Annotated in this window: 24 protein-coding genes; 3 read left to right on the top strand and 21 right to left on the bottom strand. The window is 38.2% G+C overall.

Features of this window, described 5'->3' with window-relative positions:
• Positions 1-113 precede the first annotated feature (113 nt).
• Both BHECKSOX2_RS01685 and BHECKSOX2_RS01680 read right to left on the bottom strand, forming a co-directional pair.
• Positions 114-254, bottom strand: a complete 141-nt coding sequence (locus BHECKSOX2_RS01685; RefSeq protein WP_483444634.1) for an IS3 family transposase — start codon at positions 252-254, stop codon at positions 114-116.
• Between the two features lie 30 nt (positions 255-284).
• Positions 285-1,259, bottom strand: a complete 975-nt coding sequence (locus BHECKSOX2_RS01680) for a DDE-type integrase/transposase/recombinase (RefSeq protein WP_139681955.1) — start codon at positions 1,257-1,259, stop codon at positions 285-287.
• Between the two features lie 209 nt (positions 1,260-1,468).
• Between BHECKSOX2_RS01680 and BHECKSOX2_RS01675 the strand changes: the two genes are divergently transcribed.
• Both BHECKSOX2_RS01675 and BHECKSOX2_RS01670 read left to right on the top strand, forming a co-directional pair.
• Positions 1,469-1,912: an NnrS family protein gene (locus BHECKSOX2_RS01675; RefSeq protein ID WP_342589265.1), complete on the top strand. Its 444-nt coding sequence runs from the start codon at positions 1,469-1,471 to the stop codon at positions 1,910-1,912.
• 199 nt (positions 1,913-2,111) lie between these two features.
• Positions 2,112-2,711, top strand: coding sequence for a Yip1 family protein (locus BHECKSOX2_RS01670; protein WP_139682195.1), 600 nt, complete (start codon positions 2,112-2,114; stop codon positions 2,709-2,711).
• Positions 2,712-2,924: 213 nt separating this feature from the next.
• Here the strand turns inward: BHECKSOX2_RS01670 and BHECKSOX2_RS01665 are convergent, their stop codons facing one another.
• From BHECKSOX2_RS01665 to coxB, 16 genes are all read right to left on the bottom strand, one after another.
• Positions 2,925-3,434 (bottom strand): FixH family protein, encoded by a 510-nt coding sequence (locus BHECKSOX2_RS01665; RefSeq protein ID WP_139682194.1) that lies wholly within the window; start codon positions 3,432-3,434, stop codon positions 2,925-2,927.
• Between the two features lie 5 nt (positions 3,435-3,439).
• Positions 3,440-4,834, bottom strand: coding sequence for a cytochrome c oxidase accessory protein CcoG (ccoG, locus tag BHECKSOX2_RS01660; protein ID WP_139682193.1), 1,395 nt, complete (start codon positions 4,832-4,834; stop codon positions 3,440-3,442).
• A 107-nt stretch (positions 4,835-4,941) separates the two neighbouring features.
• Positions 4,942-5,193, bottom strand: coding sequence for a hypothetical protein (locus BHECKSOX2_RS01655; RefSeq protein ID WP_139682192.1), 252 nt, complete (start codon positions 5,191-5,193; stop codon positions 4,942-4,944).
• Between the two features lie 46 nt (positions 5,194-5,239).
• On the bottom strand, positions 5,240-6,139 hold the full coding sequence (ccoP, locus tag BHECKSOX2_RS01650) for a cytochrome-c oxidase, cbb3-type subunit III (protein WP_139682191.1): 900 nt from the start codon (positions 6,137-6,139) through the stop codon (positions 5,240-5,242).
• Between the two features lie 20 nt (positions 6,140-6,159).
• Positions 6,160-6,321 carry a cbb3-type cytochrome oxidase subunit 3 gene (locus tag BHECKSOX2_RS01645; RefSeq protein WP_139682190.1) on the bottom strand — a complete coding sequence of 54 codons (162 nt, stop codon included), beginning with the start codon at positions 6,319-6,321 and terminating at the stop codon, positions 6,160-6,162.
• 5 nt (positions 6,322-6,326) lie between these two features.
• The gene (ccoO, locus tag BHECKSOX2_RS01640; protein ID WP_139682189.1) at positions 6,327-6,938 is read right to left on the bottom strand and encodes a cytochrome-c oxidase, cbb3-type subunit II; all 612 of its coding nucleotides are present in this window, start codon (positions 6,936-6,938) and stop codon (positions 6,327-6,329) included.
• A gap of 11 nt (positions 6,939-6,949) precedes the next feature.
• Complete coding sequence (gene ccoN / locus BHECKSOX2_RS01635) at positions 6,950-8,368, bottom strand: cytochrome-c oxidase, cbb3-type subunit I (protein ID WP_139682188.1); 1,419 nt, start codon at positions 8,366-8,368, stop codon at positions 6,950-6,952.
• 137 nt (positions 8,369-8,505) lie between these two features.
• On the bottom strand, positions 8,506-9,186 hold the full coding sequence (locus BHECKSOX2_RS01630) for a sulfite exporter TauE/SafE family protein (protein WP_139682187.1): 681 nt from the start codon (positions 9,184-9,186) through the stop codon (positions 8,506-8,508).
• Between the two features lie 24 nt (positions 9,187-9,210).
• Positions 9,211-9,363, bottom strand: a complete 153-nt coding sequence (ccoS, locus tag BHECKSOX2_RS01625; RefSeq protein WP_090715166.1) for a cbb3-type cytochrome oxidase assembly protein CcoS — start codon at positions 9,361-9,363, stop codon at positions 9,211-9,213.
• 10 nt (positions 9,364-9,373) lie between these two features.
• A complete protein-coding gene (locus BHECKSOX2_RS01620) occupies positions 9,374-11,842 on the bottom strand; it encodes a heavy metal translocating P-type ATPase (RefSeq protein WP_245391278.1) in 2,469 nt (822 codons plus the stop codon).
• 94 nt (positions 11,843-11,936) lie between these two features.
• The gene (locus BHECKSOX2_RS01615) at positions 11,937-12,632 is read right to left on the bottom strand and encodes an SURF1 family protein (protein ID WP_139682186.1); all 696 of its coding nucleotides are present in this window, start codon (positions 12,630-12,632) and stop codon (positions 11,937-11,939) included.
• Entirely contained in the window at positions 12,629-12,871 is a 243-nt protein-coding gene (locus BHECKSOX2_RS01610) for a DUF2909 family protein (protein ID WP_090715206.1), read from the bottom strand. Before BHECKSOX2_RS01610 ends, BHECKSOX2_RS01615 begins: the two co-directional genes overlap by 4 nt.
• Positions 12,872-12,997: 126 nt before the next feature.
• Positions 12,998-13,885: a cytochrome c oxidase subunit 3 gene (locus tag BHECKSOX2_RS01605; RefSeq protein ID WP_139682185.1), complete on the bottom strand. Its 888-nt coding sequence runs from the start codon at positions 13,883-13,885 to the stop codon at positions 12,998-13,000.
• A 21-nt stretch (positions 13,886-13,906) separates the two neighbouring features.
• Positions 13,907-14,428 carry a cytochrome c oxidase assembly protein gene (locus BHECKSOX2_RS01600; RefSeq protein ID WP_090715175.1) on the bottom strand — a complete coding sequence of 174 codons (522 nt, stop codon included), beginning with the start codon at positions 14,426-14,428 and terminating at the stop codon, positions 13,907-13,909.
• Between the two features lie 105 nt (positions 14,429-14,533).
• Positions 14,534-16,153, bottom strand: a complete 1,620-nt coding sequence (gene ctaD / locus BHECKSOX2_RS01595) for a cytochrome c oxidase subunit I (protein WP_090715178.1) — start codon at positions 16,151-16,153, stop codon at positions 14,534-14,536.
• A gap of 22 nt (positions 16,154-16,175) precedes the next feature.
• Positions 16,176-17,276, bottom strand: a complete 1,101-nt coding sequence (gene coxB, locus BHECKSOX2_RS01590) for a cytochrome c oxidase subunit II (protein WP_139682184.1) — start codon at positions 17,274-17,276, stop codon at positions 16,176-16,178.
• Positions 17,277-17,446: 170 nt separating this feature from the next.
• On the opposite strand from coxB, the gene BHECKSOX2_RS01585 reads away from it, so the two are divergent.
• Positions 17,447-18,433, top strand: coding sequence for a COX15/CtaA family protein (locus tag BHECKSOX2_RS01585; protein WP_139682183.1), 987 nt, complete (start codon positions 17,447-17,449; stop codon positions 18,431-18,433).
• Here BHECKSOX2_RS01585 and BHECKSOX2_RS01580 read toward each other — a convergent pair.
• Genes BHECKSOX2_RS01580 through BHECKSOX2_RS01570 form a run of 3 tightly spaced genes read right to left on the bottom strand, consistent with a single transcriptional unit; the run spans position 18,419 to position 20,050 of the window.
• Entirely contained in the window at positions 18,419-18,610 is a 192-nt protein-coding gene (locus BHECKSOX2_RS01580) for a DUF2970 domain-containing protein (protein ID WP_090715209.1), read from the bottom strand. The two genes, BHECKSOX2_RS01585 and BHECKSOX2_RS01580, sit on opposite strands and share 15 nt — an antisense overlap.
• A 4-nt stretch (positions 18,611-18,614) precedes the next feature.
• Entirely contained in the window at positions 18,615-19,499 is an 885-nt protein-coding gene (gene cyoE, locus BHECKSOX2_RS01575; RefSeq protein WP_090715185.1) for a heme o synthase, read from the bottom strand.
• Positions 19,500-19,516: 17 nt separating this feature from the next.
• The gene (locus BHECKSOX2_RS01570; protein ID WP_139682182.1) at positions 19,517-20,050 is read right to left on the bottom strand and encodes a hypothetical protein; all 534 of its coding nucleotides are present in this window, start codon (positions 20,048-20,050) and stop codon (positions 19,517-19,519) included.
• Positions 20,051-20,056: the final 6 nt, after the last annotated feature.

The following is a 20,056-nucleotide window of genomic DNA, read 5'->3' as shown; positions in this document are numbered from 1 at the left end:
GAGCATTACAACCACTTACCAGTATTTAGGAATGACAAAAATAGCTTGGGCATCAAACCAACTGCCTAAATACTGGTAAGTGGTTGTAATGCTCCAATCAACTTAGACACATTTCAAGCCACTTTTTTCAATTCAGCCATCTTCTGAACAGGTGTCATATACCCAATGGCTGAATGAATCCTTTTGTAATTGTAAAAATAAATATAACTTTCTGAGACCTTTGCATAACCCAACCAAAAAACCACCAACCTGATAAAACAACACCCATGTCAGGTTTCACCACGTTATTCCCTACTTTCAAAAACCACACTCCGAAACATATCAGGCTTTCTGATAAACAAATCAGGCTTCAAATTATACCAATACTCTAAAGCCTCATAAGGCGTCCTTACCTTAATCTCTTTTCTAAGTCCACCATGTCCACGATTAAAATTATAAAAAATCAAAAACTTGTTCAAATCTTGCTTCATTTCATCAATGTTTTGATACGTTATCGCCTTAACTGTTGCATTCTTAATCGTGCCATTGACGCGCTCGACCATGCCATTGGTTTTAGGGGTTGCAGGCTGTGTTAATCGATGCTCAATCTCACTGCGTGAACAGAGTTTGTCAAATTTGTGTTTACCACTAACTTGCTTGTCTTTAGTGACAAACTTATCAGTAAACTCTAAGCCATTATCAGTTAATATATGCGTAATTGTAAAAGGATAAAAGTCCTTGCAATTATTAAGGAACTCAACGGCATTGATAGCGGTTTTATTCTCATAAATCTCAAAATAAAGCACCCTAGTAGCACGATCAATGGCAACAAACAAATATTGCTTCTTACCCGCTAGTTTTGGTAAATAGGTAACATCAATGTGTAAATATCCAGGCTCATATTCCTTAAATGTAGAGGCTTGTTGTTTCTTTTCTTGTGGCACTCGGTTAATGCCAAAACACACCAAAGTGCGATATACATTACTCCTATTGGCATTTGGCATGCAGGCAACAATACTATCAGTTAAGTCATCAAGTTCTAACCAAGTGAGGGTTCGTACTACTCGAATAATCTCACGCTCGGTCTCATTTAAAGCGTAGTGTATTGTCTTTGGTCTTGAGGTTTTGTCTTTAACAAAATCACGACTCTTCCATTTGGCAATGGTTTTAGTGCTAACACCAAAGCGGTGTGCTAAGGTAGTATTCGAAGCCTTAGCCCCGTGTATAATCGCTCTTGAATGTGCATTAGTATTCGCATTCATGTGGTAGTTCTGTTTCATATATTCTCCTTTTTGTAGTAGAAAAAAAGTTAATATGTTACGGCAACTACCATCCTAATTTAGGGGGGAAGTTTAAGGGTTTGAGTTTTTATTTTTTAGCTTTTTGCAAGCAAAAACTCAAACCCTTAAAATGACGATTGTAAGTGGCTTGAGAATTATTGATTCAAATGCTCAAACTGGAATAACGTGGTGGAACTGGACACTTATTCATTATCCATAGCATTAGAATGTTCTATTGGTATGATAGCGAAATTTGGAATAAGCCATTGCTCTGGGGTTTGTATGTTGCGTACGGTATGATCAATTTAGCCTTCTTATTAACCCTTATCAACCACTTTATAACATTACCAATCAATGTGGCAATACACAGTTTTGCTATGGCTATTGGGCTTATAACACTAAGTATGATGAGTAGAATTAGCCTTGGCCATACTGGTAGAAATGTCTTTGTACCGCCTAAAGCGCTTGGCGCAATCTTTTCTATGCTGGTAGTTGCTTTTATATTTAGGATTATTGCTGTTATATTTTGGAACGAATATTATCAGCAATTTATTATCATCTCCCAAGCATTGTGGATTATTGCCTTTGGTTTATTTGTCTTCATATACAGTAAGATGTTTTTTCAAAAAAGAGTTGATGGTTTATTTGGATAACAAAAATGAAGACACCCAAGCAATTAATAGTATTAACAAAAAAACACCATATAGGAAATTTTAAAAAGTTGCAAAGGTTTTAGAGTGACAAATAAGACACACTTAAAATTATCTTGAACTAAGTTTTGATTTAAGCTGCGCAATCTTAAAAAAATACTGTTATAATCAACACCAAACTATTTACTTTGAGGAGAGTTAAATGTTATTACAATACACTTGGAAATTATTTTTCAATTCAAAAAAAGCATGGGAAGAAATACGCGATAAAGACTGTTCAATTACGCGTTGTTATCTTTCTTATTTAATAATTATTGCTGCCATTGCGCCTATTTCAGGATTTTTTGGTACAACAGTAGTAGGTTGGCAAATAGGCGATGGAGAGATTGTGCGTTTAAGCACGCAAAGTGCGTTGCTGATTGCTATTATTTATTATTTTGCTGTCTTAACATCTGTATTAGCAATAAGTTTTGCAATCCAATGGATGGGCAAAACTTATGGTTCTGATATTCCTCTAGCGCAAGGTGTTAAATTAATTACCTATGCTGGCACCCCTATTATGCTTGTTGGTATTTTAGAGCTCTATCCTGTTTTATGGTTGAATTTAATCGTTGGGTTGCTAGCATTAACTTATACTGTTTATCTGTTGTATAGTGGCGTTCCAATATTATTTAAAATACCAAGCGATAAAGGCTTTTTACTTTCCAGTTCCTTGGTTGCCATTGGCTTAGTTACATTAGTGAGCCTTTTAGGCTTAACGGCCTTCTTCTGGGATTGGGGATTTGCACCGCAATTTGTGTAATACCATTTATAAAAATAACCATACTAAAGAGTGTAGATAATTATCCATTTTAGATAACTTAAAATGGATAAGAGTTACTGTTGTTTGTTATATGCAAAACCAGATAAACTCACTTGCATTCATTTAAATACAGAAAGCGTTACCTAAGAGACAGTGACATACCTTTATCGTTATGTAAAAAAAATAAGGGGTTTTTGTTAATAAGACTAACACTTAATCTTTGTCAATAGAGTTAAGTAACAGGCGTTGTTGCGTAGGCCACTGCAAGCGTCCCGTTAAGCGCCAGATATTGGTACTGATTTCAACTTTCCAACGCCCTTGTTTTAAATTTTTGGCAACTTTTGCTTCATACAAACCATCACTAATAGCCTTTAGTTTAATACGCCTATCAAAACCTTCACGGGTTGGATGGCGTAGATGAAGCTCAATTTTTTTGCCACGATAAACACTTACATCATTTGCTTGAAGTTTAATGTTAAGTGTTTGATTATCAGTCCAATATAGTTGTGCATGCAATGCATACTCACTGGCTCTTTTATCACGAATCAAACTGCGGTTGATTTCTTTACCTTGCTTATAATAATCATCAGCTACCAAACCGTCGTCACTACTAACTGCTAAAACACCCATGACAATACCCATCATCACCGCACTGCCTGGAACTGCAATTAACAGCCAAACAATAGAATTTTTATACCATGGAGCTTGATTTAAATTTTTCATCTTAATCACCTAAACATTGGACCAATAAAACGCGCTTCTTCTTCGATACTTATATCACCTTTTTGGGCGCTCAGCATAAAAATAACATCACTACTGCGACTCTTTAAGTTTTCTGGGTCAACTTGCAAGCGTACGATAATTTCACTATTTTGACCGCTATCAATATATATATCCTGAATATCCATTTTAATCTGCAGTTCGTCAATACCGGAAGCTCGTAATTGATAATGATGTGCTTGTGTATCCTTATTTATTATTTGAATTTTATAAACATTTTCAATTAAACCTTTGTTGGTCTCACGGAACAAAGTATTTCTATCACGAGTAATATCTAATGAAAGCGGAGCGCGCGTTAACATACTATAAAAAATACCCGTTGTTAGCGCAATAAGCAATATAATATAAATCACAATACGCGGGCGTAAAATATGCGGTTTCTTACCCTCCAAGGTGTTTAAAGTCGTATAACTAATTAATCCCTTTGGATAATCCATTTTATCCATTACCTCATCGCAAACATCAATACATGCCGCACAGGCAATGCATTCATACTGTAAACCATCACGAATATCAATACCTGTAGGACAAACTTGCACACAAAGCGAGCAATCAGTGCAAGCACCAAGACCTTGTTCTTCATAATTAGCGCCTTTCTTACGCGAACCACGAGGGTCACCACGCTTTTCATTGTAAGAAATTATTAGCGTATCATCATCCACCATTGCACTTTGAAAGCGTGCATAAGGACACATATAAATACACACCTGTTCACGCAACCAACCTGCATTACCGTAAGTCGCAAATGAATAAAATAATATCCAAAACCACTCCCAAGGTCCCAATGATAATTGCAAAATCAAATCACCTAATTCACGAATAGGCGTAAAGTAGCCAACAAAGGTGATTCCTGTATAAAGTGAAAAAGTAATCCAAATAAAGTGTTTTATCGTCTTTACTCGTATTTTTTCTGCACTCCAGCCTTGTTCATCGCGTTTAATTTGCTGGTTACGAGTACCTTCAACCTTACGCTCAATCCACAAAAATACCTCTGTCCATACCGTTTGTGGACAGGCGTAACCACACCATAATCGCCCAGCTAAAGCTGTAAAAAAGAATAAGGATAAGGCCGCTAAAACAAGCAACAATGTAAGATAAATAAAATCTTGTGGCCAGAATACTAGCCCTAAAATATAAAATTTACGCGCAGGTATGTCAAATAAAATCGCCTGATGTCCATCCCATTGCATCCAAGGAATAAAGTAATATAAGCCCAATAAAGAAAGAACACCGATAACACGCAGTATGGCAAACATGCCATGCGCTTGGCGAGGATAAATCTTTTCATGTTCAGCGTATAAACTAATCTCTTCTAGCTCTTCAGAGTGTTTTTGTCCTGACATTTTAAAACCCTTTTATTAATATATAAATAACTAGCAAAACTAGCAATTTTACCGAAAATAGCATTTTATCAGCATACACCTTAACAAAAGTTAAACCAAGCCAGTCTTTAAGGCTTTTTATTAATCAAATGACAAGGTCTTAAGTAGTAGCATGTGGTTAGTGCAGTCAAAGCTGTTGTTATCCACAAAAATAAAAAACCCATACTATAAGCAGATATTGGTGAAAAATTAGCTAAAAAAAGTAAATCTTGTGGATCAAAAAACACAAAAAATAAGGCATTTGTAATCGCACTAATCAAAAATGACGGCCATAAAATAGCTGAAAATTTTTGGACTTTTTTAAAAACATATTCTGACATAAACTTTCTCCCCTAAAGTTTAAACCACTCCTTTTTTTTGAGCGTTTTATTTTTTCTCAGACAAACTTAAAACATAAGCTGCTAAAACATGTACACGGCTCTCACCAAGAAAATCCTTATGTGCTGGCATAGTACCTGTGCGCCCATGCGCAATTGAACGCTTAATTGACTTAGGAGAACCGCCATAGGTCCAAGATTTATTCGTTAAATTTGGCGCACCTAAAGCAACATTACCTTTTCCATCAACGCCATGACAGCCGACACACATAGCAAAACGTGCCTTACCTGCTGCTACCTTAGTTTTATCAACAGAGCGTCCTGAAAGACTCATAACATAAGCACCGACTTCTTCAACACCCTTGTCTCCAAGAACATCTCCCCATGCAGGCATCGTGCCATGACGACCATTTAAGATAGTGCTTTTGATTTGCTCAGGATTTCCACCCCATAACCATTCATCATCACGCAAGTTAGGAAAACCTTTTGCACCACGAGCATCAGAACCATGACACACTGAACAATAAGCACCAAATAAACGCCCTCCTGTTTTCATTGCTTCATCGTTTGTTGCCAACTCTTTTAGATCTGTATTACGATATTTCTCAAATAGAGGATTGTAGTTTTCCTCTGCATATTTAATCTCATCGCTATACTGTCCTATTTGTGTCCAGTTTAATACCCCCTTATAGGTGCCAAGACCAGGGTACAAAACAAGGTAAACAAGTGCAAAGATAATAGAGATGTAAAATAGATTTGACCACCATTTAGGTAGTGGCGTATTTAATTCCTCGATGTCGTCCCAAACATGGCCTGTTGCCTTCGCATTTTGACCTTTTTCTAGCTTAACTTTAGAATTACTATACAATACAAAAGTGACCAAAGAAATGCCACCAAGAGTGCCTATAACGATAAACCAATGCCAAAAATCACTCGTAAAATCAGACATACTAATCTCCTATTAAATAACTATTTTTTTTCAGATTCACCCATAGGCAAATCTAGCGCTATATTAGCGATTTCATCAAACTCTACTTTGCGATGGGCGCTCCACGCCCAAAAAATAAAAGCAACAAAAGAGATAAAAATTAAAACCGTCCAAACAATGTGAAATTCAATAATACTTGGCATAGTAGCTACCTCTTAGTTTTAATTGATGTGCCTAAATTTTGCAAATAAGCAATCACTGCATCAATTTCTTTTTTGCCTTTAAGTTTACTCGGTGCATTCTTTATTTGCTCATCAGTATAAGGTGAGCCCAGCGTTCTTAAGACTTGCATTTTTTTCTGAATCAAGGCATCATCTAAATCATTTGTAGCCAACCAATGATAAGACGGCATAATAGACTCAGGCACAACATCGCGTGGATTGATTAAATGCACGCGATGCCAATCATCTGTATAGCGACCACCAACACGATGTAAATCAGGACCTGTTCGCTTTGAACCCCATAAAAAAGGACGGTCATAAACAAATTCACCCGCTACTGAGTAATGTCCATAACGCTCTGTTTCTGCACGGAAAGGGCGAATCATCTGCGAGTGACAACCCACACAACCTTCACGAATATAAATATCACGACCTGCTAATTCTAACGCAGAATAAGGCTTTAGATTCTCCACAGGCTCTGTCAGTGACTTTTGGAAAAATAATGGCACAATTTGAACTATACCTCCGATACTTACTGCAAATAAAGTAAGTACAATTAATTTACCAACATGCTGTTCAATTTTCTCTTGGAATGTCATATTGCTGCCCCCTAATGCTGTATTGCTGCAGGGACTTTCACCTCAACGGCTTTTTGCCCTGCAATGGTTTTATATATATTGTAGGCCATAATAAACATACCAACCAAGAACATGGCACCACCTAAAAAACGAATAATGTAATAAGGATGCGTCGCCTGTACAGTTTGTACGAAACTATAAGTCAGTGTACCATCGTCATTAACAGCGCGCCACATTAGACCCTGCATAATACCTGATATCCACATAGAAGTAATATATAGAACCACACCGATTGTGGCAATCCAAAAATGCTTATTAATAAGGTCAACACTATAAATTTCACGACCAAATAACCTGGGAATCAAGTGATACATTGAACCAATTGTAATAAAAGCAACCCAACCTAATGCGCCTGAGTGGACATGTCCGATCGTCCAATCTGTGTAATGTGACAATGCATTAATAGTCTTAATTGCCATCATTGGACCTTCAAAAGTCGACATACCATAAAAAGAAACAGAAACCACTAAGAATTTCAAAACAGGGTCAGTACGCAGTTTTTCCCACGCACCAGATAAGGTCATCATGCCGTTAATCATACCGCCCCAAGAAGGCGCAAGAAGAATCAAAGAAAGTGCCATACCCAAGGATTGCGTCCAATCAGGTAGTGCCGTGTAATGCAAATGATGCGGCCCAACCCAAATATAAACAAAAATAATTGCCCAAAAATGCACCACAGAAAGGCGATAAGAATAAACAGGGCGTTCTGCTTGTTTAGGAAGGAAATAATACATCATACCAAGAAAGCCCGCTGTTAAAAAGAACCCTACTGCATTGTGTCCATACCACCACTGAATCATAGCATCTTGAACGCCTGCATAGGCTGAATAAGACTTAAGGAAAGAAACAGGTATTGCGGCACTATTAACAATATGTAGCATTGCTACGGCAATAATAAGCGCACCATAAAACCAATTTGCAACATAAATAGATTTAACTTTTCGCCGTGCAATTGTACCAAAAAAAACAACACCAAAAGAAATCCAAACAATGGCTATTAAAATATCAATTGGCCATTCCAACTCAGCATATTCTTTGGTAGAAGTAAAACCTAATGGTAGGGTAATAATAGCTGATAAGATAACGACCTGCCAACCCCAAAAAGTAAAAGCGGCTAATTTTGGTGCAAATAAAGTAGTGTGACAAGTTCGTTGTACTATATAGTATGCAGTTGCGAATAAAGCAGAACCACCGAAAGCAAAAATAACAGCATTGGTATGCAAAGGACGCAGGCGCCCAAATGATAACCACGCAGTATCAAAATTCATCGCTGGCCAGGCTAATTGACTGGCAATTAATACACCAACAAGCATACCAACAATACCCCAAACTATTGTCATAATGGAGAATTGTCGTACAACTTTATCGCTATAAGTCATTTGTTCTGACATCGTTACCTCTTTTTTTGAATTAAAAAAATCTCGGTGTGAATTATATACCACACTGTTAGTAATGTCATTGTTATTCTTAAAAAAAATAAATAATTGAAATAAGTTGGTGGCTGTTTATATGGCTACTTTGATGATGTTTAAGCGGTGGATACAATGGCTTGATAAAATAAAAAAACACCAAATAGAACAACCATACCACCTGCTAATTGTCGAATAATAGATTTTTTTATCCAGCCACTAAATCGTGTTGCGAAAATACCGACCAGTAACATAGAGGGTAAAGTTCCAATACCAAAACTCAACATAATCAACCCACCTTGAAACACACTACCACTTGATAGCGCACCCACGAGTAAACTGTACACCATCCCACAAGGTAACCATCCCCAAAAAAGTCCAAGAATAAAAGCGTGATGACTTGTTTTAACAGGGATGAGTTTATTAGCAATAGGACTGATACGCTTCCACAAGTGGACACCTAATTTTTCAACTTTGCTTAAACCTGCCCACCAATCTGACAAATAAAGCCCCAATGCAATAAAAAATAATGCGGAAATAATTTTTAATATTTGACGAAATTGCTCAAAAGAAGATTGGCTAACTAAAAACGCACTTAAACCACCTAACAATGCACCAGCAACTACATAGCTACTAATTCGCCCAACATTATATGACAATAGCATTGAAAATCGAGTGGCTTGTGTGGCTTGCTTATCTATACCAAAACTTAAAGCACTAACAACGCCACCACACATACCCACGCAATGTAGTGAACCCAATAAACCAGCTAAAAAAGCACTAATAATCGTAAATTCCATACTTATTTACCTTGGGCTACTTAATCAATCTTTCTTAATCTCATCATCTTTTAAAATTTGATAGGCGGGCCCATCCATATCGTCAAACTGACCTGATTTGATTGCCCATAAGAAAATAGCAATAATAAGCACGATCAATACCAGAGTAATGGGGATTAATAAGTAGATACTTTCCATATTTAAACCTCTATTTAGCACGCCTTAAACGCAATGCATTTAACACAACAAACAAAGAACTTAACGACATCCCAATCGCCGCTAACCAAGGCTGAACATAGCCCATAACAGCAAGTGGCACTGCAAACATATTATACACCAGCGCCCATATTAGATTTTGTCTAATAATACGCATCGTTTTTTGCGCAATACTAATACCTTGCTTGAGTTGTTTTAAATCACTATTTAATAACACCATGTCAGCACTGGTTGCGGCAAGTTGTGTGCCATTCCCCATAGCAATAGAAACCTGTGCACCAGCAAGCACAGGGGCGTCATTTATCCCATCACCTATCATTGCCACAATCGAGCCTTGTTGTTGCAATGTTTTAAGATACGATAATTTATCTTCTGGCTTTAACTCTGCATGAACCTGTTGCTTTGCAATACCCAATTGCTTTGCAATCAGTTGTGCAGATATGTTATGGTCGCCACTCAGTAGCACTATCTGTTTACCCATTGATTGTAAACTCTCGATCAGTACTTTTGCACCTGTGCGTATCTTATCTTGCAAGATAAATACTGCATAAGCCTTTTGCATATTCGCTAAACAAATAATAGTTGCTGCTTGCAAATTATTATTTTCTAATAATTCAGACACTTTGCTTGATAACACTAAACCTGTTTGCTTAGCAATATAATCAGCATTACCCAAATACCAACATTGCCCATCAATCTCTCCTGATAATCCTGCGCCTACTTGATTTTCAATATGTGCAACAGACATTAATTCACCTATATCATCTGGATTATTTAAGAATGCTTGAGCAATTGGATGCTCAGAAGATTTCTCTAATGCAGTGGCAATAGCCAAAGCCTGTTCTTTTTCAATATTTTGACATTCTACAACACACTCAAATTGCAATCGACCTTGTGTTAATGTACCTGTCTTATCAAAGGCAAAATAATCAGCTCGCTCCAATGTTTCTAAGGCTTGTTTAGTGCGAATAAGTAAGCCTATTTGGCTTAAACGCCCAATAGCAATCGTCATGGCAGCAGGCGTTGCCAAAGACAAGGCACAAGGGCAAGTTACCACCAAAACTGCCACCACAATACCAATCCAATTTGTGCTTGCAAAGCCATCAATATAAATGCCATAATACAAGCCTACTGCTATAGCTAAAAACACAATAACAGAAACAAATCGCGTTGCAATTCTATCAGCCAATTGCGAGATTTTTGGTTTCTCACTCTGGGCGCGTTCTAATAAATTCAATATTGTAGAAAGTATCGTATCTTGTCCAATGTGGGTAACTCGCATCTGTAGTGGGCTATCAAGGTTCATACTGCCACCAACCAGTACATCGCTTATATTTTTAGATAATGCTCGGCTTTCACCCGTTAATAACGATTCGTCAACTCTTGATTTTCCCTCAATAATAACACCATCTGTGGGGACAGCTTCACCCGCCAAAATCAACACTTTATCATCAACTTTTAACTCTACCACGGGAACCACTTCTTCCCCTTGAGGTGTCATTCTTGTTGCCATATTCGGTCGTAAATTCAACAAAGCTTCGGTTGATTCTGCTGTTTTTTTACGCGCCATTAACTCAAAATAACGCACTGCCAAAATAAAAGTAACAAACATACTGATAGAGTCAAAATACACCGCACCCTGTCCTTTCCAAACACTATAGACACTACCCAAGAATGACACAATCAGACCTAAACTAATTGGCACATCCATGCCCAGTTGACGATGCTTAATATCTCGCCATGCACTCTGCCAAAAAGGCGTTGCACAAAATAACAAAATTGGTACCGTTAAAGCAAGACTACTTGTATGTAAAATTTGTTTGATTGATGGTTCAATCCCCCACCAGTCTCCCGTATATAAGGCAAGTGCAAATACCATTATTTGCATACCTAAAGCAACAGACAAACCTAAACGACGCAAACTTTGCTTACGCTCTTTTTCGAATAATTCCTGTTGTTGCGCTGCGTCGTAGGGATGGGCTTTATAGCCAATATGGCTAATCGCTTCTAAAATCTGACTGAGTTTTATCTCTGAATCATTCCAACGCACAATCGCACGATGCGTGCTGTAATTGATACACACTTCTCGTACACCTGGCAAAGCAGCAATATATTGTTCATTAAGCCAGATGCAAGCAGCACAAACAATACCTTCTAAAATTAACGAGGCCTCTTTATCGTGTTCACCCGTTTGTACGACAAATTGTTTTTGTATATCAGGGTGGTCATAAGCATGTAGTTGTTTAACAAACTCAGGCACAACATCTTGTCCAGTTTCTGAAAAAGTATCGCGTTGTTGATAAAAATCAGCACGCCCCGCATCAACAATTGCTTGTGCAACCGCCTGACAACCTACACAACACATTGGGCGTTGCTGATTGTCAATGTTTACTGATAAATTAATGCCTGTAGGCGCATCTAAGCCACAATGAAAGCATGTAGATTTGGCTGATATTGTCATAAATTAAGAAGCCTTAAAGCGCTTTATATAAATAGAAATGATTATACAAAAGTCTCAGGCTATTAACTCAGCATTAAAATACTGAATTAATAATTTAATTCTTAGTGTTTTTAATCCACAGTCTAATTGCGATAAAACTCAATATAAAAGCCATCAAAAACCACTGTAGGGCATAACCTAAATGCTTATCAACACTGCCATAAAATGGCTGCCATTGTCGATAAAATCCATTGTCTGATTTAACATCTAATTGTGCCAACATCGCAATGAGTTGGTAGTCCAATAAATGTGAGAGTCGTTCTATATTTAAAGATTGAATCAACATTGGAAAAGTTGTGCTATTGTTTTGTTTAAACTTAATACGCTCTTTGGGCTTAATTAACCTTACCTGAATACTAACTTTAGCTTCACTAACAGCAATATCGACCAATTTTTCACGACTACCATACCATGGCACAAAGCCACGATTAACCAAAATTACAGTTTTATTGTCTAATATAAAAGGTGTTAAGACATAATATCCAGCATTGCCATTAACAATTTGATTGTCGTAGATAAACTGCTTGTCGTTATCATAGCGCCCTTCAAGTAAAACTTGATAGTATTCTTTTTGTATCAAAGTATCAGCCTGAGTGACTAACTGAGCAGAGTTCAATGATGCCAAAACAATAGCATGTTCAATCGCACGTTTTTCATCAGCACGCTCTAGTTGCCAAAACCCTAATAACAATAACCCCACTATTGTAAGAACGATTAATAAACCTGGTAGAACAAATGTGCGTTTAATCATTTTTGTACGGGCGTTTGCTTGGTTGGCGCATCAAGCATAACTATATTGGATTGAATCCAACCCATATAACCTGAAAACATCACAAATAAAAATAAGGCAATAGACAAACTAACGCGTATCACTAACGACTTGAACATTCTATCTGAGCCTGCCTTGCCGCCTTTAAGCAAACCAAGAAGCCCAAAACCTAATGCTACCATAATAGCAAGGATAACCAAAACCACCAATACTTCTGTCATAAAAACTCCCATAAAAAAAACTCCAAACAAGGAGTCTTTTGATTTTCATCCCTTTATTTAACTATAAGGGATAAATTTTTTAAGATTTAAAAGGCAATGATTCCTCGCTAACATCCCTAACCGCTCTTACAACCAGTAAACGAATATGAAAAGCCCTAACCATACCACATCTACAAAATGCCAATACCAAGCCACACCCTCAAAGCCAAAATGGTTATCAGCAGTGAAGTGCCCTTTTTGAATACGATATAAAATCACAGTTAACATAATCACGCCAACAGTTACATGGAAGCCATGAAAGCCTGTTAGCAGGTAGAAAGTTGAACCGTAAATACCTGAAGTTAACTTCAAGCCATCATGGTATGCATGACCGTATTCCATAATCTGAAAGCCCAAGAAGGCAACACCTAGCGCAATAGTTGCCACTAACCAACCAATGATTTGGTTACGATGACCAGCACGCAATGCGTGATGAGCAAAGGTTAAAGTAACACCTGATAATAATAGTAGCAATGTATTAAGTGCTGGCAAGCCCCAAGTGTTGACCAATTGCGTTGGCACTGACATCTCAACACCTGATTGTAAAGTTGTGCCTGGCGTTGTGAAAGCAACTGCATCCCACCCTGTTTTAAAGCCATTCCATAATTCTGGCGTATAGATATTATTATCTGCACCACCCAGCCACGGCACTGAAAGTTGCCTTGCATAGAACAACGCCCCAAAGAAAGCCGCAAAAAACATCACTTCAGAGAAGATAAACCAACTCATCCCCCAACGAAATGAACGATCAACTTGGCTATTGTAAATGCCACTAACACTCTCGTTAACCACCTGACCAAACCAGCCAAACATCATAAACACTGTAATCGCAAAACCCAATACCATCACTGATCCGCCCCATTCTACCCCATGCATTTGATTGGCAAAACCAACAAATAACATTGCAATACCAATTGACCCAATAATTGGCCAGTATGTGCCATGTGGCACATAATACGCTTGCTCTTTACTCATATCCCCTCTCCTCATTTTTTTCTATTTTTCAAGTTTAAAAAAATTGTAAGACAAACTAATGTCTTTTATTCGTTTATCCAACTCTGGTTCAACTACAAATCGGAGTGTCATCTCAACCTCCTCATGCGGTTTGAATATCTGCCTATTAAAACAAAAACATTCTAGCTTCTTAAAATATAGCGCCGCATCTGTTGGTGCTACACTTGGAATCGCCTGACCAATAACAGTTTCATCAGTATTATTCTTAGCAATATAACTGGTGGTATAAAACTTACCAGGCACGATTGTCATCGAATTTACCTTAGGTCCAAACTGCACTGGGAAGCCACCCATCGTCATCGCAAAAAAACTAACCTCAATTTTGCGTTGCTCATCTACTTCATATTGCTGCTCCGTTTCTACCCTGCCTGTTGTGCCGTTAAATCCAGTAATCTCACAAAAAACAGTATAGATAGGCACCATTGCATAAGCAAAGGCAAACATCAATATTGGCGCTGAAACTAACTTAATCCAGAACTTTTTTGTTATCTTTTTTTGTTCCATATTAGCCAGTCGGGTTATATAACACGATAGTGGCTACAAATACTCCTATTGCTATAGTGCCGACAATGACCGCAGTCTTAACAACGCCTTTTCTTCTATCTTTCATTAAGAATTCTGAGACTCAGCCTCAATCAACTTTCTTGATGGTGGCGTGTTAAAACTGTGATATTGCGCTTTTGGCTCTAATGTCCACTCCAAGCCTTTAGCGCCTTCCCAAGGTCGTGCGCTGGCTGGTTTACCATTGCGAATACAATCAATCACAATGTAAGTTAATAAAATAAACGATGCACCAAATGCAAAACCACCAATGGAAGAAATAAAGTTAAAGTCTGCAAACTGCAATGAATAATCAGGAATACGGCGTGGCATACCCGCAAGACCTAAGAAATGCTGAGGAAAGAACAATACATTGACTGAAATAACTGCCCACCAAAAGTGTACTTTTGCCAATTTTTCGTTATACATCTTACCCGTCCATTTAGGTAACCAGTAGAAGGTTGCTGCAATGATTGACCATAGAGCACCTGTTACTAATACATAGTGGAAATGTGCGACCACGAAGTAAGTATCATGGTATTGAATATCTGCTGGTGCAATACCTAGCATTAGGCCAGAGAAACCACCAATCGTGAATAAGAATACAAAGGATATCGCCCACAACATTGGCGCTTCAAATGTCATTGAACCTCGCCACATTGTAGAAACCCAGTTAAACACCTTGACCCCTGTTGGTACCGCAATTAACATGGTGGCATACATAAAGTACAACTCACCCGCTACTGGCATACCTGTTAAAAACATATGGTGTGCCCATACAATATACGACAAGAATGCAATTGATGCTGTTGCATATACCATTGACGAGTAACCAAATAATGGCTTGCGTGCAAAGGTTGGGATAATATGAGAAACCACACCAAATGCTGGCAAAATCATAATGTAAACTTCAGGATGCCCAAAGAACCAAAAAATATGTTGGAACATGACTGGGTCACCGCCACCAGTTGCATCAAAGAATGCTGTACCGAAGTTACGGTCCGTTAACATCATAGTTACCGCGCCTGCTAATACTGGCATCGCACCAATTAGCAGGAACGAAGTAATCAACCAAGTCCATACAAACAATGGCATATCCATTAGCTTCATCTCAGGTGCACGCATGTTAAGCACTGTTGCGATAATGTTAATCGCACCCATAATTGATGAGAAACCCAATAAGTGAACTGCAAAAATAAAAAAGTCTGTGCTATCTGGTGCAAATGTTGTTGACAATGGCGCATAGAATGTCCAACCAAATGCTGGCGCACCGCCTTCCATGAAGAATGTGCTTAAAAGAATTCCACCAGCGAATGGTAAGATCCAAAAAGACCAATTATTCATACGAGGTAGCGCCATATCAGGCGCACCTACCATCATTGGAATAAGCCAATTTCCCAAGCCAACAAAGGCAGGCATAATCGCACCAAAAACCATAATTAAGCCATGCATGGTCGTTAGTTGATTAAAGAACTGTGGCTCCATCAATTGTAGCCCCGGCTGTAATAATTCAGCACGAATGCCCATTGCAAATGCGCCGCCTACTAATAACATCGTAAAGGCAAACCACATGTAAAGAGAGCCAATATCCTTATGGTTCGTTGTCTTAATCCACCTCATCAAACCTTTTTCAGGTCCGTGATGATGGTCGTCATGTGCAGTTGCTGATGTGTCTGTTGCTGTTGTCATAATATTCTCCTTAATACTTTAATTATCGTGCAGATTTAACATCTGACGGTTGCACAACACTACCTGTGTTGCCAAAGGCATTTCTTTCATAAGTCATTACCGCGGCAAGGTCGCTATCGCCTAACATCTTAAATGTTGGCATGGCGCCTTTACCGTGTAGAACAATATTAATATGCTTCGCTGCTGGACCATTTACAATAACCGAGCCTTTCATTGCTGGAAACACTGGTGGCATCCCTGAGCCATTTGCTTTATGGCAAGCCGCACAATTGGCGTTGTAAATTGTTTTACCTTTTGCCATTAAGTCTGCCTTAGACCAAGTTTCATTGGCACTCGCTACTGCTGCGGCTGCAGCAGCTTGTTGCTTAGATACCCATTTTTTATAATCTGCCTTAGAAACCACATCCACCACAATTGGCATAAAACCATGATCTTTGCCACATAATTCAGCACATTGCCCACGGTAGGTGCCAATTTTGTCAATCTTAGCCCATGCGTCATTGATAAAACCTGGATTGGCATCTTGTTTAACGCCAAAATCACTAACCCACCAATTGTGAATAACATCATTAGAAGTAATTAAAAAACGAATTGAGGTGTCTACAGGCAAAACTAAACGCTTATCAACATTCAATAAATAGTTATCGGCATTTTCACGGTCTGCATCTGTGCCATTAGCCGCATCCCTAGAGTCCTGTGATAAATTTGAGATAAAACTAATGCCTTCTTTGGGGTAATCATATTGCCACTTCCATTGATGACCCGTAATCTTAATCGTCATCTCAGCTTTGGTTGTGTCTTCTAAATCAATCAATACTTTTGATGCGGGAACCGCCATACCAATCAAAATAATAATTGGAACGATTGTCCAGACCAATTCTGCTTTAGTGCTTTCATGAAAATTAGCTGCCACTGCACCTTTTGATTGTCTGTGCATATACAATGAATAAAACATTGCACCAAACACCACAATCGCAATAACGACTGATACCCAAAAAACCATCATATGTAGACCATAAATATCATGGCTGAGCGAAGTTACACCTTCAGTCATATTTAGCCCGTATTCAGCAAATACATTAAAATTCAATAACAGTCCAAATGCCACTACTAGTTTTTTCATTATTTCCCCCGAAACTTTTATTTAATAAATGCATTATTCACAATAAACAATAATTTGCAAGTCCATAATAACTGAGTAATATATTAATGTAATAATATAGTAATGTATTATTATGACGGTAAAAAATAAGTATATTATCTATCCTACTTTTCTAATTCTACTTAATTTAAATGTTTAAAAAATTACTAAGAATCTCAATTATCCTTGCACTCATCGTTGTTATTTTAGGTGCTTATACACGCCTTGGTGATGCAGGACTAGGCTGCCCAGATTGGCCAACTTGCTATGGGCAGTTAGTCGTTCCAGATGTGGCAGATGGCACAAAATTTGAAGGCTATGATCGACCCCTTGAAGCTGCGAAAGGTTGGAAGGAAATGCTACATCGCTACGCCGCCTCCTTACTAGGATTGACTATCTTTGTGTTGTTTTTCTTAGCAATCAAGGGACAAACAAAACGCCCACAATCGCTTGGACTACCTGCATTTACCGCTTTTTTTGTGATATTACAAGGCGCTTTTGGCATGTGGACAGTTACTCTGTTGGTGCACCCTGGTATTGTTACCACGCATCTTATTGGTGGCTTTATTACCACAGCTTTGCTGACATGGTTATTGCTCAATCAAGGGGGGTCCTCTATTGCCTATAGGCACATTTTAAAAAGACACAAATTCTTATTACTCATAACTTTGGTTGTTTTAAGTGTGCAAATTGCGCTTGGCGGTTGGACCTCTACCCACTATGCCGCTTTGTCTTGTGGTGAAGAATTCCCAAAATGCTTAGGATCTTGGTGGCCGACAATGGATTTTACCAATGCATTATATTGGGGTCCAGTTGGCGTAGAACATAATTATGAATATGGTATATTAGAAAATCCAGCCCGTGCCGCCATTCAAATGATGCACCGCATTGGCGCGTTAATCACCACACTATTCACTATTGCCTTAATTTATTCGTTTAAAGTTTATCCACACCTGAGGGGGAACCTAACGATGATTGGTAACTTATTAGCAATACAAGTAACCTTGGGCATTTTAAATGTGGTGTTATCAATACCAATGACAATTGCCACTTTACACAATGCAGTGGCACTATTATTATTACTCAGTATTATCGCACTAATACACAAAGTGTTTAAAACGCCATTAGGACAATACTAGTTTGACAACAGCAATCACCGCACCAATAAAGCCGATGGTCATAATTAAGCCAACAATAATATAAGGCCATGGCCCTTGTTTTTCTGTGCGTTCAAAGTCCTTGATAAGGTCTTCTCTTTTACCCACACCAATCATGGCTGAAGTTACTGCTTTAAATACCTGTCCCAATCCTTTCATCATTCTATCCCAATGTAATTAACCAATAATGGTCAATAAGTAATGCCACAAATAACAACATTAAATAATTAACCGAAAACATAAAGGTGCGCCAAGCAATTCTATTATCACCTGGATTTTTATAAATTCTAATCGCATATGCCAAAAATATAAAGCCCAAAATTAAAGCTGAAGCAAGATAAATCAACCCCGACATACCAGACAAATAAGGCAATAAGGTAACCAATATTAACAATATCGTATAAAACAAAATTTGCACCCTAGTATAAGCCAAACCATGGGTTACTGGCAACATCGGCACATCAACCTTCCGATACTCTTCCACCCGAAAAATTGCCAATGCCCAAAAATGTGGTGGCGTCCAAACAAATACAATCAAAAATAACAACAAAGCATACTCAATATTCTGTGTACCTGCGATTGAAGTCCAACCTAAAATCGGTGGTGCCGCCCCTGCCGCACCGCCAATCACAATATTTTGTGGTGTAGCTCGTTTGAGATACATCGTATAAATCACGGCGTAGCCAATCAAAGAAATAAAAGTCAATATCATAGTAATAGTGTTCACAAATAACTGCAAAATACCCAAACCAATCACGCCTAAAAACACACCCCATACCAACGCCTGATTACGACTCACTTTACCTTGTGGCAAAGGTCGCTGGTTGGTGCGAGACATTTCAATATCAATTTGCTCATCAACGATATGATTAAACACCGCTGCTGATGCTGATGCCAAACCAATACCAAGAGAGGCAAGCACAACCAATATTAAGTCAGGAAAATACGGCGCAGGCACTGCCAAAAACATACCAACAACCGCCGTTAGCAATATCAGTGCCACTACTTTAAGTTTGCAAAGTCCGAGTAAGTCGTTAAGTGATGGCATAAGTTTTTCTCTATTGATTAACCAATACGCGAATATTTAAACAAACGCTGAAGGTCTTTAATCACCCGTCTAATCTCTAAAGATTGCGGATTGTAACGCAACATTACATTGCCCAATGGGTCAATCAAAAACAAACTATTATCTGGGAATTTTCTTAATTTCTGCTGCAATTTATTGCTTGGCTTGGCAATTAATAAACCTGTTTCTTGTAAATTGCTAGCACCACTAATCAATAATAATCTTTGCACACGACGCATATTGTCATTCATTAAGGTACGGATAGTTTCCATATCTTTTAGGGTTTTTTCGCAAGCATTATCACAAGCATTTGTTACATAAGCCAGCGTCCACAGTCCTTGCAAATCGCCTTGAATATTCTCAGCAAACACCACATCTTGTTTTTGCGTGGTAATAATAGGATTAACAAACTCACCATAATTAACCGTATTACCCGTAAAGGCGGCCGGATTCCAATAGAAAAATGCTGTGCCCAGTGCAATTGGCAACACAAACGAAGCCAACAACACCCATAATTCTTTTTTAGAATTCATAAAAAA

This window comes from thiotrophic endosymbiont of Bathymodiolus puteoserpentis (Logatchev), assembly GCF_900127505.1.
Classification (GTDB): domain Bacteria; phylum Pseudomonadota; class Gammaproteobacteria; order PS1; family Pseudothioglobaceae; genus Thiodubiliella.
Note: the sequence above shows the minus strand (reverse complement) of the source record. Positions and strands in the feature narration are given on the sequence as shown.

Excerpts from the sequence above, each read along its gene's own strand:
- BHECKSOX2_RS01610 (WP_090715206.1), bottom strand. The coding sequence starts at position 12,871 with ATGACAGAAGTATTGGTGGTTTTGGTTATCCTTGCTATTATGGTAGCA.
- BHECKSOX2_RS01630 (WP_139682187.1), bottom strand. The coding sequence starts at position 9,186 with ATGGAATTTACGATTATTAGTGCTTTTTTAGCTGGTTTATTGGGTTCA.
- cyoE (WP_090715185.1), bottom strand. The coding sequence starts at position 19,499 with ATGCCATCACTTAACGACTTACTCGGACTTTGCAAACTTAAAGTAGTG.
- ccoS (WP_090715166.1), bottom strand. The coding sequence starts at position 9,363 with ATGGAAAGTATCTACTTATTAATCCCCATTACTCTGGTATTGATCGTG.
- BHECKSOX2_RS01620 (WP_245391278.1), bottom strand. The coding sequence starts at position 11,842 with ATGACAATATCAGCCAAATCTACATGCTTTCATTGTGGCTTAGATGCG.
- BHECKSOX2_RS01680 (WP_139681955.1), bottom strand. The coding sequence starts at position 1,259 with ATGAAACAGAACTACCACATGAATGCGAATACTAATGCACATTCAAGA.
- BHECKSOX2_RS01615 (WP_139682186.1), bottom strand. The coding sequence starts at position 12,632 with ATGATTAAACGCACATTTGTTCTACCAGGTTTATTAATCGTTCTTACA.
- BHECKSOX2_RS01600 (WP_090715175.1), bottom strand. The coding sequence starts at position 14,428 with ATGGAACAAAAAAAGATAACAAAAAAGTTCTGGATTAAGTTAGTTTCA.
- BHECKSOX2_RS01570 (WP_139682182.1), bottom strand. The coding sequence starts at position 20,050 with ATGAATTCTAAAAAAGAATTATGGGTGTTGTTGGCTTCGTTTGTGTTG.
- ccoG (WP_139682193.1), bottom strand. The coding sequence starts at position 4,834 with ATGTCAGGACAAAAACACTCTGAAGAGCTAGAAGAGATTAGTTTATAC.
- BHECKSOX2_RS01655 (WP_139682192.1), bottom strand. The coding sequence starts at position 5,193 with ATGTCAGAATATGTTTTTAAAAAAGTCCAAAAATTTTCAGCTATTTTA.
- BHECKSOX2_RS01605 (WP_139682185.1), bottom strand. The coding sequence starts at position 13,885 with ATGAGTAAAGAGCAAGCGTATTATGTGCCACATGGCACATACTGGCCA.
- ccoN (WP_139682188.1), bottom strand. The coding sequence starts at position 8,368 with ATGTCAGAACAAATGACTTATAGCGATAAAGTTGTACGACAATTCTCC.
- BHECKSOX2_RS01670 (WP_139682195.1), top strand. The coding sequence starts at position 2,112 with ATGTTATTACAATACACTTGGAAATTATTTTTCAATTCAAAAAAAGCA.
- BHECKSOX2_RS01585 (WP_139682183.1), top strand. The coding sequence starts at position 17,447 with ATGTTTAAAAAATTACTAAGAATCTCAATTATCCTTGCACTCATCGTT.
- coxB (WP_139682184.1), bottom strand. The coding sequence starts at position 17,276 with ATGAAAAAACTAGTAGTGGCATTTGGACTGTTATTGAATTTTAATGTA.
- BHECKSOX2_RS01645 (WP_139682190.1), bottom strand. The coding sequence starts at position 6,321 with ATGCCAAGTATTATTGAATTTCACATTGTTTGGACGGTTTTAATTTTT.
- ctaD (WP_090715178.1), bottom strand. The coding sequence starts at position 16,153 with ATGACAACAGCAACAGACACATCAGCAACTGCACATGACGACCATCAT.
- ccoO (WP_139682189.1), bottom strand. The coding sequence starts at position 6,938 with ATGACATTCCAAGAGAAAATTGAACAGCATGTTGGTAAATTAATTGTA.
- ccoP (WP_139682191.1), bottom strand. The coding sequence starts at position 6,139 with ATGTCTGATTTTACGAGTGATTTTTGGCATTGGTTTATCGTTATAGGC.
- BHECKSOX2_RS01580 (WP_090715209.1), bottom strand. The coding sequence starts at position 18,610 with ATGAAAGGATTGGGACAGGTATTTAAAGCAGTAACTTCAGCCATGATT.
- BHECKSOX2_RS01665 (WP_139682194.1), bottom strand. The coding sequence starts at position 3,434 with ATGAAAAATTTAAATCAAGCTCCATGGTATAAAAATTCTATTGTTTGG.